At 74.9% G+C, this 13418-nt stretch carries 10 protein-coding genes; 6 read left to right on the top strand and 4 right to left on the bottom strand.

The features are described from left to right. Positions 1-24: 24 nt before the first annotated feature. Positions 25-705 carry a cyclopropane-fatty-acyl-phospholipid synthase family protein gene (locus K5O09_RS04690; protein ID WP_222171660.1) on the bottom strand — a complete coding sequence of 227 codons (681 nt, stop codon included), beginning with the start codon at positions 703-705 and terminating at the stop codon, positions 25-27. Between the two features lie 40 nt (positions 706-745). Next, positions 746-1777 (bottom strand): FAD-dependent oxidoreductase, encoded by a 1032-nt coding sequence (locus tag K5O09_RS04685; RefSeq protein ID WP_222172598.1) that lies wholly within the window; start codon positions 1775-1777, stop codon positions 746-748. A 176-nt stretch (positions 1778-1953) separates the two neighbouring features. Here K5O09_RS04685 and K5O09_RS04680 point away from each other — a divergent pair, with 176 nt between their 5' ends. Beyond that, positions 1954-2580: a helix-turn-helix domain-containing protein gene (locus tag K5O09_RS04680; RefSeq protein WP_255596288.1), complete on the top strand. Its 627-nt coding sequence runs from the start codon at positions 1954-1956 to the stop codon at positions 2578-2580. Here K5O09_RS04680 and K5O09_RS04675 read toward each other — a convergent pair. After that, the gene (locus K5O09_RS04675; RefSeq protein WP_222171658.1) at positions 2577-3749 is read right to left on the bottom strand and encodes an SLC13 family permease; all 1173 of its coding nucleotides are present in this window, start codon (positions 3747-3749) and stop codon (positions 2577-2579) included. The genes K5O09_RS04680 and K5O09_RS04675 overlap by 4 nt on opposite strands. A 65-nt stretch (positions 3750-3814) precedes the next feature. Next, entirely contained in the window at positions 3815-5047 is a 1233-nt protein-coding gene (locus K5O09_RS04670) for an AGE family epimerase/isomerase (RefSeq protein WP_222171657.1), read from the bottom strand. Positions 5048-5254: 207 nt separating this feature from the next. Here K5O09_RS04670 and K5O09_RS04665 point away from each other — a divergent pair, with 207 nt between their 5' ends. The 5 genes from K5O09_RS04665 to K5O09_RS04645 all read left to right on the top strand — a co-directional run bounded on the left by K5O09_RS04665 (position 5255) and on the right by K5O09_RS04645 (position 13348). Then, on the top strand, positions 5255-6385 hold the full coding sequence (locus K5O09_RS04665) for a LacI family DNA-binding transcriptional regulator (protein ID WP_222171656.1): 1131 nt from the start codon (positions 5255-5257) through the stop codon (positions 6383-6385). A 27-nt stretch (positions 6386-6412) separates the two neighbouring features. Continuing rightward, a complete protein-coding gene (locus K5O09_RS04660) occupies positions 6413-7180 on the top strand; it encodes an HAD family phosphatase (protein WP_222171655.1) in 768 nt (255 codons plus the stop codon). Continuing rightward, complete coding sequence (locus K5O09_RS04655) at positions 7177-9690, top strand: glycoside hydrolase family 65 protein (RefSeq protein ID WP_222171654.1); 2514 nt, start codon at positions 7177-7179, stop codon at positions 9688-9690. The genes K5O09_RS04660 and K5O09_RS04655 overlap by 4 nt, the downstream gene beginning before the upstream one ends. 280 nt (positions 9691-9970) lie before the next feature. Continuing rightward, complete coding sequence (gene adhE / locus K5O09_RS04650; RefSeq protein WP_222171653.1) at positions 9971-12697, top strand: bifunctional acetaldehyde-CoA/alcohol dehydrogenase; 2727 nt, start codon at positions 9971-9973, stop codon at positions 12695-12697. 150 nt (positions 12698-12847) lie between these two features. Then, positions 12848-13348 (top strand): hypothetical protein, encoded by a 501-nt coding sequence (locus K5O09_RS04645; protein ID WP_222171652.1) that lies wholly within the window; start codon positions 12848-12850, stop codon positions 13346-13348. The last annotated feature ends 70 nt before the right edge of the window (positions 13349-13418 follow it).

Raw genomic sequence — 13418 nt, 5'->3', positions numbered from 1 at the left:
CGCGGCGCCCGGGACGGGTCGCGCTCAGCGGCGGCGCACCGCCCGCACCACCGTGTCGCGGATCGTGATCTCCCGGCCGTCGGGGTCCACGACCTGCCGCGGGCGCGCCTCCGCCACCGGGACGTCCCAGGCCCCCGGCTCGAGCGCCGCCACCACGTCCTCGGGCTCGAAGAACAGCGCGGGCACGTCGGGCCGACCGATCGTCGTGCCCAGGTCGCTCGCGTGGTGGGCCACCACGAGCAGCGTCCCGCCGGGAGCGGTCGCCCGGGCCATCGTCCCGAACGCCGCGCCCCGCACGTCCGGCGGCAGGTGCAGGAAGTGCGTCGTGACGAGGTCGAAGGCGCCCTCCCCCGAGTCCCACCCGGCGATGTCGACGCGCTCGGTGCGCACCCGCTCCGCCACGTCCGGCCCGGCCGCCTCGGCCGCGGCCCGCACCCGGTCCAGCGCCGTCTGCGCGAGGTCCACCGCGGTCACGCGCCACCCGCGGGACGCCAGCCACAGGGCGTCCCCGCCCTCGCCGCACGCGACGTCCAGGGCGCGGCCCGGCGGCAGCGCCCCCGCCTCCGCCACGAGGGAGGGGTTCGGCCGCCCGCTCCACACCTGCGGCGCCGACCGGTAGCGCTCCTCCCAGAACTCCCGGTCGTGGCGGACCTCGCCCGGGTCGCCGCCGTGCCCGTGCCCCTGCCCGTGGTCGTGCCGGCTCATGCCGTCCTCCTGTCGTCGGTCCCGATCGTCGTCCTGGTCGTCACAGCCCGTGCCGTCCGTCGCCCGCGAGCCGGTCCGCGAGCGTGCGTTCCGCCGCCGCGGAGAACGCCGCCGCCTGCTCCCGCCGGTACCGCGCCACGGCCGCGTCGGCGTCCTCGGCCGCGAGCTCGGCCACGAACGCGGCGCCCGCGGCGAGCCCCTCGGCGGCCGCCACCTGCACCTGCGCGCGCAGGTCGGTGACGTTGCCGGCCACCCGGACGCCCGGCACCGCGGTCGCGCCGTCGGGGCCCGCCTCGACGGCGGTGCCGAACCGGCGCCCGCCCATCATCAGGGGCACGGTCGGCAGCCCGAGCGGGTCGAGCCCGTCGAGCCGCGCGGACAGCGCCGTGGCCACCACCACGGCGTCGCACGGCAGCACCAGCCCGGATGCCAGCCGCACGCCGGAGACGGCGTCGGTCGTGACCTCCAGGCCCGCGACGCGCCCGTCGACCACCCGCACACCGAGCGCGGCGAGCCGCTCCCACCCGGCCTCGTCGGGGTCCTCACCGCCGTCCAGGAACAGCGTGAGGTCCCGCGTCCACCCGTGCCAGAGCTGGGCCTGGTGCAGCGCCGCCGCCCCGGAGCCGAGGATCGCGACCGCCCGGTCGCGCACCTCCCAGCCGTGGCAGAACGGGCAGTGCAGCACGTCGCGGCCCCAGCGGGCGGCGAGCCCGTCGACGGGCGGCAGCTCGTCCGCCAGGCCCGTCGCGACCAGCACCCGGCGGGCACGGACCACACGCCCGCCGTCGAGCTCTGCCCGGAAGCCGTCGTCGTCCCGCCGGACGTCGACCACGCGGGCCTCGACGACCTCGCCGCCGTACCCCTGCACCTCCGCGCGCCCGCGCGCCAGCAGCTCGACCGGGGGCAGGCCGTCGAGCCCCAGGTAGGCGTGCATGTGCGCCGCGGGCAGGTTGCGCGGCGTGCCGTCGTGCACCACCAGCACCCTGCGGCGGGCGCGCGCGATCGTGAGCGCCCCGCTCAGGCCCGCGGCACCGCCGCCGACCACGAGCACGTCGCACCGGTCCTCGTCCATCGCGTCCACCCCGTCCTCCTCGGTCCGTCGCGACGAGCCTGCGCCGGCACCTCCGGTATTGACAAACATCGTTGCCGGATCGGCAAACTGGGGTCGTGTCCGACCGCACCCGCCCCCACGACCCGCAGCGACCCTCCGGCCCGCCGCCCGCCCCGGCTGACGACCTCGACCCCGTCCTGGAGGCCGTCGGCCCCCGGCTGCGCGACCTCCGCCAGCGGCGCGGCGGAACCCTGGCGGACCTCTCCCGCAGCACCGGGATCTCGGTGAGCACCCTGTCCCGGCTCGAGTCCGGGCAGCGCCGCCCCACGCTGGAGCTGCTGCTGCCGCTCGCCCGGGCGCACCAGGTCCCGCTCGACGAGCTGGTGGGCGCGCCCGCGACGGGCGACCCGCGCGTGCACCTGTCGCCGTTCGAGCGCCATGGCGTGACGTACGTGCCGCTGAGCCGCCGCCCGGGTGGGCTGCAGGCCTACAAGATGGTCTTCCCCGCGGGGCACCACCCCGGACCGCCCGACCCGCGCACCCACGAGGGCTACGAGTGGATGTACGTGCTGTCCGGCCGCATGCGCCTGGTGCTCGGCGAGCACGACCTGCTGGTGGACGCCGGCGAGGCGGTGGAGTTCGACACCCGCGTGCCGCACTGGTTCACCAACCCCGGTCCGGGACCCGCGGAGGTCCTCAGCCTGTGGGGCCCGCAGGGCGAGCGCATGCACGTGCGGGCCCGCTCCACGCGCCGGCGGGCGGCGGCCGGGTCCGGCGGCACGACCGCGGCCGGCGGCACGACCGCGGCCGGCGGCTCCCGCTAGGCCGTCACCGCGAGCGCGAGCACCGCCCCGGCGACCGCGAGCGGCGCCACCCACAGCCCCTGCACGACGAACGCCCGCACGGGCACGTGCACGAGCGCCTGCCGGCAGCGCTGCCACCAGAGCACGGTGGCGAGCGACGCCCACGGGGTCAGCAGCGGGCCGACACCCGTCCCGATCAGCACGGCGGCGAGCCGCAGCGGGTCGCCGCCGGCGACGGGCTCCAGCACCAGGTACGCCGGCAGGTTGTTCACGACGTTCGCCGCGCCGGCCGACAGGGCCGCGACGCCCAGCAGGGCGCCCGTGCCGTCACCGCCGGGCGCCGCGGCGACCAGCGCCTCGCCGAGCCCGCGCACGTGCAGCGTCTCGACGGCCACGAACAGCGCGGCGACCACCAGCAGCATCCGCCACGGCACGAGCTCCGTGGGGCGCACGGGCAGCGCCCGCCGCCGCACCGCGAACGCCGCGAGCAGGACGACCGCCGCCGCGAGCGCGACCGCCCACACCGGCAGGCCCGCGACGAACCCGACGGCCATGACCGCGGTGGTCGCGCCGGTGACGCGCAGCAGCGCCCGGTCGGGCGGGACGTACCGCGGGCCGGGCTCGAACCGCCCGCGCAGGTCGGCCCGCCCGCGCACGGCGAGCACGGCCACGGTCACCAGCACGGCCGCGAGCGCGGGCGCCCACATCAGCCCGAGGTAGCCGACCCCGGCGTCCGTGAACCGGTGGTCGGCGAGCAGGTTCGTGAGGTTGGAGACCGGCAGCAGCAGCGACGCGGTGTTCGCGAGCGCGACGACCGTCAGCACGAGCAGCAGCGGCGACGTGCCGGTGCGGCGGGCCAGGCTGATCGCGAGCGGCGTCAGCAGCACCGCGGTGGTGTCGAGCGAGAGCAGGACCGTGGAGGCCACGGCGATGGCGACGAGCAGCAGCCACAGCAGCCACCGACGCCCGCCGGCCGACCGCGACGCCGCGTCCGTCGCGACGTCGAACAGCCCGGCCGCGCCGCACAGCTCCGCCACCACGGTCAGCGCGGCGACGAACAGCAGGACGGGTCCGACGCGCTCGGCCAGCGCACCCGCGTCGACGCGCGGGAGCGCCCCCGTCACCACGAGGAGGGCGGCCACCACCACGGCGGCGACCCACCAGGGGACGGACCGCCGGCGCCTGGACACGGCGTGACTCTAGGACCCCGTCCCGTGCGCCGCGCGCCAGGTCCGGCGCCGGGACGCCGGCGGGCTCAGTCCAGCAGCCCCTGCGCGAGAGCCGGGGCGATGACCGGCGCGAGCGGCAGCCGCGGGATCAGCGTCGCCTGCACCGCGTGGTAGAGGTCGGCCTTGCCCTCCCACACCGTGCGCGACACCCGGTTGTCGGTGCCGAGCTCGTGCCACCAGGAGCCGCCCTCGTGGTCGAGCAGGTGCTCGGCGACGTACTCCCACCACGTGACGTACCAGTCGTCGAACCGCTGGTCGCCCGTCGCCGCGTGCAGCGCCGCGGCCGCCGCGACGGCCTCGGCCGCCACCCAGTGCATCCGCTCCCGCACGACAGGCTTCCCGGACCAGTCGACCGTGTAGACGAACCCGGGGGCGCCGTCCACCGACCAGCCCTCGCGCACGGCGGCGTCGAACAGGGCGACGGCGTCGTCGAGCATCCACGTCGGCGCCACGTCCCCGGCGGCGGTGAGCGCGGCCCGGGCGTGCAGGGTGAGCCTCGCCCACTCCAGCCAGTGCCCGATCGTCGCGCCGTACGGCCGGAACGGGTGGGCCGGGGTGTCGGCGTTGTACTCCAGGTCGGCCTCCCAGCGGGCGTCGAAGTGCTCGGGGATCCGCCACTCGTTGCCGCGCGCGTACCCGTGCACGACGCGGGTGAGGATGCGCACCGCGCGGTCCAGCCACACCCGCTCCCCGGTCACGCCGTGCGCGGCCAGGTACGCCTCGACGGTGTGCATGTTGGCGTTGACGCCGCGGTAGCCGTCGAGGTGCGTGAAGGTCCGGTCCCAGGACTCGACGGCCATGCCGGCCTCCTCGTCCCAGAACCGCTGGTCGGACACCGCCAGGGCCTCGCGCAGCAGGGCCTCGGCGCCCGGACGCCCGGCCGCCGTCGCCGACGCGGTGGCGAGCACGACGAACGCGTGCGGGTAGGCCGCCTTCTCCGTGTCACGGGGCGTGCCGTCCGCGTCGACCTCGGCGTACCAGCCGCCGTGCTCGGCGTCGCGGAACAGGCCGTCCAGCGCGGCGAGACCGTGGTCCACGAGGGCCGCGTTGCCCGGCCTGCCCATCAGGTGCGCGAGGGCGTAGACGTGCGTCATGCGGCAGGTGATCCAGAGCTCGACCGGCCCGGGCAGCGGACGCCCGACGTCGTCCAGGCGCAGGAACCCTCCGGACGGCGCGAGGGACGCCCTCCCGAAGGCGAGCAGGCGGTCGGTCTCGGTCTCCAGCCAGCGGGCGTGCGCGGGCGTCGTCAGCCACGTCATGGGTGTCACCCTAGTCACACCCGCGCCGGCGGCAGCAGGCCGGCGGCGGCGGCGCGAACCCGCAGGCAGCGCGCGGGACGCCGGGTTCGCCCGACTCGTCCTGGCGCTTTGACAGCGTCGCGCGCGCGGCGGGAGGATTTGACCGGTCAAAGCGCTCCGTCGCCTCCGCCCCCTCCGCACCAGCCGCACGGACGCCCCGAGGACCCCATGCACACCCCCGACGCCCCGCGCCAGCACGCGGACCCGGCCGGTCGCGTCACCATCCGCGCCGTCGCCGAGCACGCGGGCGTCTCGCGGCAGACGGTCTCGAACGCGCTCAACGCCCCCGGTCGGCTGTCCGCGGACACGCTGGCCCGCGTCCGCCGCTCCGTCGACCTGCTCGGGTACGTCCCGGACCGGGCAGCCCGCGCGCTGTCCTCGCGGCGGTCCGGGCTGATCGGCATCCGCGTCGGGCCCACCGCGCACCGCACAGCCGCCCACCCGGACCGGCTGCTGCACGCGCTCGTCGCCGCCGCGCGCCCGCACGGCTACCGGCTGCTGGCCTTCGACGCCCCGTACGGCGACGACGACGCCGAGATCGCGGCGTACGCCGAGCTGCTCGCCGGGCACGACGTGGACGCGGTCGTCGTCGCGGACACCCACCCCGGTGACCGCCGGCCCGCCTGGCTCGCCCGGCAGGGGGCCGCCTTCGCGGTGCACGGGCGCCCCTGGGGCGAGGACGACGCGACGCACCCGTGGGTCGACGTCGACGGCGCCCTCGGCACGGAGCTCGCCGTCCGGCACCTGGCAGAGCGCGGCCACCGCCGCATCGGGTTCGTCGGGTGGCCCCACGACGGCGCCGGCGGGGACGCCCGGCGAGCCGGCTGGCGTGCCGGCACCGCGCGGCTCGGCCTGCGCCCCGACCCGGACCTGACGGCCGCAGCCGACGACCCCGGCGCCGCCGCCACGGTCGTCGCCGCGGCGCTCGCCCGGCGAGAAGACGCCCCCACGGCGTTCGTGTGCGCCTCCGACGTGCTGGCCCTCGGCGCGCTGGACGCCGTCACCGACGCCGGCGCCACCCCCGGCCGGGACGTGGCCGTCACCGGCTTCGACGACTCCGACCTGGCGGCCCTCGCGCGTCCCGGGCTGACGAGCGTCCGGCAACCCCTCACACTGGTGGCGCAGATCCTCGTCGAGCAGGTGCTGGACCGGCTCGGCGTCGACCTCGGGCGCCCGCCGGCCCCGGCCGGCCCGGTCGCCCCGGAGCTCGTCGCCCGCGCGTCCAGCGCCTGGTCCGTCCCCGCGGTCCCCGTCGTCCGCAGGCCCCCCGCAGACCCCGTCACCCCCGCCCCCCGCTGACCCCCGAGCACCCTGGAGCACCCGCCCGTGGCACCCGCCCCCGACCGCCCCTCCGCGGTCCTCGACGGCCTCGACGCCGTCCTGTTCGACCTCGACGGCGTCCTCACGCCGACCGCCGTCGTGCACATGCACGCGTGGGCCCGGCTGTTCGCCCCGCTGCTGGAGGAGCGCGGCGCGGCGCCGTACACCGACGCCGACTACTTCGCGCACATCGACGGCAAGCCGCGCTACGAGGGCGTCCGCACGCTGCTGGCCTCCCGAGGGATCGAGCTGCCGTGGGGGGACCCGGCCGACTCCCCCGACGCCGCGACCGTCTGCGGCCTCGGCAACCGGAAGAACGCGGTGTTCACGCAGGTGCTGGAGTCGGAGGGCGTGACGCCCTACCCCGGCTCGGTGCGGCTCGTGGACGCGCTGATCGCGGACGGCCGGGCGGTCGCCGTGGTGTCGAGCAGCCGCAACGCCGTGCCCGTGCTGGCCGCGGCCGGCCTGACCGACCGGTTCCCCCTCGTGGTGGACGGCCTGGTGGCGGCCGAGCGCGGCCTGGCGGGCAAGCCCGCACCGGCGACGTACCTGTACGCCGCGGAACAGCTCGGCGTGCCGCGCGAGCGCGCGGTCGTCGTCGAGGACGCCGAGTCCGGCGTCGCCTCCGGCCGTGCCGGGGACTTCGGGCTCGTCGTGGGCGTGGACCGGGGCGCGGGCGCCGCGGTCCTGCTGGAGCAGGGGGCTGACCTGGTGGTGGACGACCTCGCGGAGCTCGTCACCACGTCCGACGACCCCGAGAGCACCCTGCCGTGAACCCCACCTCCCTGTTCACCCCCGACCCCCTCGACCGGCACCGGTTCCCGAAGGACGAGTGGCGGCTGCGCGAGACGCGGCACGACGCCCGGGACCTGGGCCGCACCGAGACGCTGTTCGCGGTGGGCAACGGCTACCTCGGCATGCGCGGGAACGTCGAGGAGGGCCGCGACAGCCACAGCCACGGCACCTTCATCAACGGCTTCCACGAGACCTGGCCGATCCGCCACGCCGAGGAGGCGTACGGCTTCGCCCGGGTCGGTCAGACCATCGTCAACGTGCCGGACGCGAAGATCCTGCGCCTGTACGTCGACGACGAGCCGCTGCTGCTCACGGTCGCCGACCTGCACGAGTACGAGCGCACCCTCGACTTCCGCGACGGCGTCCTCTACCGGGACCTGGTCTGGCAGACGCCGTCGGGCAAGCGCGTGCAGGTGCGCAGCCGGCGCATGGTGTCGTTCGCCGAGCGGCACCTGGCCGTCATGACGTACGAGCTCACGATGCTCGACGCCGACGCGCCCGTGGTCGTGAGCAGCCAGATCCTCAACCGGCAGGACGGGCAGGACGAGTACCACGTCCGCGCGGCCGCCATGGGTGAGGGCTTCGACCCGCGCAAGTCCGAGACGCTCAGCGAGCGGGTGCTCGAGCCCCGGTCGCACTGGGGGTCCGGCGGCCGCTACGTGCTGTCGTACCGCACGGCGGCGTCCGGGATGACCCTCGCGGTGGCGGCCGACCACGCCATCGAGACGGACAACGAGGTCGAGGAGCTCTCGCTCGTCGAGGAGGACCTCGCCAAGCACGTCTACCGGGTCGACGCGAAGCGGGGCCGGCCGGTCCGCATCACCAAGGTCGTCACCTACCACTCGTCGCGCGGCGTGCCCGCGCGCGAGCTCGCCGACCGCTGCCGCCGCACCCTGGACCGGGCCGCGAAGGCCGGCGTCGAGCAGGCGTTCGCCGACCAGCGCGCGTGGCTCGACGCGTTCTGGGCGCGCTCCGACGTCGAGGTGCCGGGGCAGCCCGAGCTGCAGCAGGCCATCCGCTGGAACCTGTTCCAGCTCGCGCAGGCCACCGCGCGCGCCGAGGGCAGCGGCATCGCGGCGAAGGGGCTGACCGGCTCGGGGTACAGCGGGCACTACTTCTGGGACACCGAGATCTACGTCCTGCCGTTCCTCAGCTACACCTCCCCGCGGGTGGCCCGCAACGCGCTGCGGTTCCGCTACACGATGCTGGACGCCGCGCGGCGCCGGGCCGCCGAGCTCAACCAGAACGGCGCGCTGTTCCCGTGGCGCACCATCAACGGCGAGGAGGCGTCCGCGTACTACGCGGCCGGCACCGCGCAGTACCACATCGACGCGGACATCGCGCACGCCGTGCGGCAGTACGTCGCCGCCACCGGGGACGACGGGTTCCTGGCGCGCGAGGCCGTCGACATCCTGGTGGAGACCGCGCGCATGTGGGCGGACCTCGGGTTCTGGCGCGGGACCAACGGCGACGCGTCGTTCCACATCCACGGCGTCACGGGGCCCGACGAGTACACGACCGTGGTGAACGACAACCTGTTCACCAACGTCATGGCCCGCGCGAACCTGCGCGGGGCGGTCGAGGCCGTCGAGCGGCTCGCGCACGAGCACCCGGCGGAGCACGCCGCGATGGCCGCCCGGCTGCGCCTCACGCAGGACGAGCTGGACGAGTGGGCGCACGCCGCGGAGCGGATGCACATCCCGTTCGACGAGCGCCTGGGCATCCACCCGCAGGACTCGCAGTTCCTCGAGAAGGAGCTGTGGGACCTCGCCAACACGGACCCGGCCAAGCGCCCGCTGCTGCTCTACTACCACCCGCTCGTGATCTACCGGTTCCAGGTGCTCAAGCAGGCCGACGTGGTGCTGGCCCTGTTCCTCCAGGGCGACCAGTTCACGCCGGAGGAGAAGCTCGCGGACTTCGACTACTACGACCCGCTGACCACCGGCGACTCCACGCTGTCGGCCGTCGTGCAGTCGATCGTGGCCTCCGAGGTCGGCTACCAGGAGCTGGCGCTGCGGTACTTCACGTCGGCGCTGTACGTGGACCTGGCGGACCTGCACCACAACACGTCCGACGGCGTGCACGTCGCGTCGCTCGGCGGGGTGTGGAGCGCGCTGGCGTGCGGGTTCGGCGGCATGCGGGACCACGAGGGCGTCGTGTCGCTCGACCCGCGGCTGCCGGAGGTCTGGGACGGGCTGACGTTCCGGATCACGCTGCGCGGCACGCGGGTGCGCGTCGACGTCCGGCACACCGAGCTGCGGCTGACCGTCGAGGACGGAGACGCCGCGGACCTCGTCGTGCGCGGCGAGCACGTGAAGGTCACGGCGGGCGACCCCGTGGTGGTGCGCCTCGACCCGGCGCCGCGCCTCATCGGCACGCCGACGGTGCGCGACATCGAGGGCACGCGCCGCGCCGACGGCACCCTCATGACGGCGACCGTGCCGGACCACCCGACCGTCGTCACGCCGCCGCCGCTGCCGCACGAGTGAGCCCGTCGGGGCCCCGCACCGGGGCCCCGCGCAGGCTGCGACGACGAGGCCCGTCGTCCCGGACCACCCCGGGGCGACGGGCCTCGTCGTGCTGCCCGCCGCCGCGTCGTCGCAGGTCACGGGCGCGCCCGGCAGGCACGGCCCGGGAGGTGGACCGGCCGGACCTAGGTCCCCGGGACTCCGGTCCCAGACTTTGTGAATTCTTTCTCGATATCGTCGTCCACGTGAGGTCGACGGAGCCCTTACACCCCCACCTCATCGGACCACCCGGGAGAACCCCGTGACCATCACGACGAGCACCGACACCGCGGCCGCCATCGACCAGCTGGTCGCCGGCGCCACCAAGGCGCTGGCGGAGTACGCCCGCTTCACGCAGGAGGACGTCGACCGGCTGGTCAAGAAGGCCGCCGTCGCCGCACTCGACCAGCACGGCCAGCTCGCCGAGCTGGCGGTCGAGGAGACCGGCCGCGGCGTCTTCGAGGACAAGGCCGTCAAGAACATCTTCGCCTGCGAGCACGTCACCAACTCGATGGCGGCGCTCAAGACCGTCGGCGTCATCAGCCGCGACGAGATCAACGGCATCACCGAGATCGCCGAGCCCGTCGGCGTCATCTGCGCGATGACCCCGGTGACCAACCCGACGTCGACCGCGATCTTCAAGTCGCTCATCGCGCTGAAGACCCGCAACCCGATCATCTTCGCGTTCCACCCGAACGCCCAGAAGTCCTCCGTCGCCGCGGCGCGGGTCGTGCGGGACGCGGCGATCGCCGCCGGCGCCCCCGAGCACTGCATCCAGTGGGTCGAGACGCCCTCGATGGAGGCCACCGGCCTGCTGATGAACCACCCCGGCGTCTCCACCATCCTCGCGACCGGCGGCAACGCGATGGTCCGCGCGGCGTACTCCTGCGGCAAGCCGGCCCTCGGCGTCGGCGCGGGCAACGTCCCGGCGTACATCGAGAAGACCGCCAAGCTCAAGCGGGCCGTCAACGACGTGGTGCTGTCCAAGTCGTTCGACAACGGCATGATCTGCGCCTCCGAGCAGGCCGTCATCCTGGACGACGAGATCTACGACGCCGCGCTCGCGGAGTTCGCGGTCCTGCACGCCTACCGCGCCACCAAGAAGGAGAAGGCGCTCCTCGAGAAGTTCATCTTCGGCGTCGAGGCCAAGGGCAAGAACTGCGCCGACGCCAAGCTGAACCCGACCGTCGTCGGCAAGTCCCCGCAGTGGATCGCCGAGCAGGCCGGCTTCTCCGTCCCCGCCGAGACCTCGATCATCCTCGCCGAGGTCGGCTCCGTCGGCCCGAACGAGCCGCTGACCCGCGAGAAGCTCTGCCCCGTGCTGGCCGTGCTGCGCGCCACCTCCACCGAGCAGGGCATCCAGCTCGCCGAGCAGATGGTCGAGTTCGACGGCCTCGGCCACTCCGCCGCGATCCACACCCAGGACGAGGCGCTCACCGAGGAGTACGGCAACCGCGTCAAGGCGATCCGCGTCATCGCGAACGCCCCCTCGTCGCTCGGCGGCATCGGCGACATCTACAACGCCTTCATCCCGTCGCTCACCCTCGGCTGCGGCTCCTACGGCCACAACTCGGTGTCGAACAACGTGTCGGCGATCAACCTCGTCAACATCAAGCGCGTGGGCCGGAGGAACAACAACTTGCAGTGGTTCAAGGTCCCGGCCAAGACGTACTTCGAGCCGAACGCCATCCGCTACCTGACCGACATGGCCGACGTCGAGCGGGTCACCATCGTCACCGACGCCACGATGACCACTCTCGGGTTCGTCGACCGCGTCCTGGACGTCCTGAACCGCCGCGGCAACCACGTGTCGGTCCAGATCATCGACCAGGTGGAGCCGGAGCCCAGCGTCAAGACGGTCCAGGCCGGCGCGGCGCAGATGCGGCACTTCCGCCCCGACACGATCATCGCCCTCGGCGGCGGCTCGCCGATGGACGCGGCGAAGGTCATGTGGCTGCTGTACGAGCACCCGGAGATCGTGTTCTCCGATCTCAAGCAGAAGTTCTTCGACGTCCGCAAGCGCGCGTTCAAGTTCCCGGTGCTCGGCGACCTGGCCAAGCTGGTCTGCATCCCGACCACCTCGGGCACCGGCGCCGAGGTCACCCCGTTCGCGGTCATCTCCGACCCCGACGCCGGCAAGAAGTACCCGCTGGCGGACTACGCGCTGACCCCGACGGTCGCGATCATCGACCCGGTCCTCACCTCGAAGATGCCGCGCTCGCTGGCCGCCGACTCCGGCTTCGACGCCCTGACCCACGCCACCGAGGCGTTCGTCGCGGTGTACGCCAACGACTTCACCGACGGCATGGCGCTGCAGGCGATCCGCCTGATCTTCGACAACCTGGCGCAGTCGGTGAACGGCGACCCGGCCGACCCGGCCACCAAGGCCGCCCGCGAGAAGATGCACAACGCGGGCACCATCGCCGGCATGGCGTTCGGCAACGCGTTCCTCGGCATCGTGCACGCGATGGCGCACGTCATCGGCTCGACGTTCCACCTGGTCCACGGCCGGACGAACGCCACGCTGCTGCCGCACGTCATCCGGTACAACGGCCAGATCCCGACCAAGCTCACGAGCTGGCCGAAGTACGAGCACTACGTCGCCCCGGAGCGGTTCCAGCAGATCGCCCAGATGCTGGGCCTGCCGGCCGAGACCCCGGAGCAGGGCGTGGAGTCCTACGCCCTGGCCATCGAGGCCCTGCGCGCGAAGGTCGGCATCCCGTCGTCCTTCCAGGCGCAGGGCGTCGACGAGCAGGACTTCCTGTCCCGGCTCGACGAGGTCGCGATGGGCGCGTACGAGGACCAGTGCGCGCCGGCGAACCCCCGCATGCCGATGCGGGCGGACATGAAGGACATCATGACTGCGGCCTACTACGGCACCTCCGTCGCCGAGGTGCGAGGCCGCCGCGAGCAGCGGGGTGCGACGAGTGACGCGCCCGCCGGGGCGGGGGCCCCGGACGAGGAGAGCGCCACGGTCGCCTCCTCCTGACCCACGGTCAGGCTGCTCGCCGAGCGCCCCGCCCGCGATCGTCCGCGGGCGGGGCGCTCCTCTGCGTCCGGGCGGTCCCGGCGCCGCCGCTCCCAGCCGGACGCCAGGCGCGCCTGGCACAATGACCGGTCCCCGACGAGGAGGCCCCACATGACCACCCGCCGCCACCGCGCCGCCCTGGCCGCGCCGCTCGTGCTGGGCGCGCTCCTGCTCGGCGCGTGCTCCGAGGCGCAGGACGTCGCCTCGCAGGCGCAGTCCGCCGTCGACTCCGCGCGCGACGCCGCCGGCCGGCTCGGCGAGCTCGCCGACGCGGCCCGCGAGCGCGTCGAGTCCGCCCGCTCCGCCGTCGACGACGCCCGCACCCGGCTGTCCGAGCTCGACGCCGGCGCCCGCGCCGCCGCGCAGGACGCCGTCGACCAGGCGAGCACCGCCGTGGACGACGCGACGACCGCGCTCGCCGACGCCCGGGAGCAGGGCTCCGCCGCCACGCAGGAGCAGCTCGACTCCGCCCGGTCCGCCCTCGACTCCGCGCGCAGCGCCCTCGACGGCGCGTCCACGCAGGTGGACGACGCGACCGCGGACGCCCTGGACCGGCTCGCGCAGCAGGTCGAGGAGCTGAGCCGCCAGGTGGAGCAGACCGAGCAGGGCTGAACCGGCCGGACGGCGCAGCCCGTCGGGCGAGCGGGGCCGTTGCGCGAACCGCTCGGCTCACCCGGGCGAA

It is taken from the genome of Cellulomonas sp. C5510, from assembly GCF_019797765.1.
GTDB lineage: Bacteria > Actinomycetota > Actinomycetes > Actinomycetales > Cellulomonadaceae > Cellulomonas.
This window is presented reverse-complemented; position numbering and strand designations above follow the sequence as displayed.

Coding starts and splice junctions, on each gene's coding strand:
- K5O09_RS04690 (WP_222171660.1), bottom strand. CDS start 705: ATGAGCCGGCACGACCACGGGCAGGGGCACGGGCACGGCGGCGACCCG.
- K5O09_RS04645 (WP_222171652.1), top strand. CDS start 12,848: ATGACCACCCGCCGCCACCGCGCCGCCCTGGCCGCGCCGCTCGTGCTG.
- K5O09_RS04665 (WP_222171656.1), top strand. CDS start 5,255: ATGCACACCCCCGACGCCCCGCGCCAGCACGCGGACCCGGCCGGTCGC.
- K5O09_RS04670 (WP_222171657.1), bottom strand. CDS start 5,047: ATGACGTGGCTGACGACGCCCGCGCACGCCCGCTGGCTGGAGACCGAG.
- K5O09_RS04685 (WP_222172598.1), bottom strand. CDS start 1,777: ATGGACGAGGACCGGTGCGACGTGCTCGTGGTCGGCGGCGGTGCCGCG.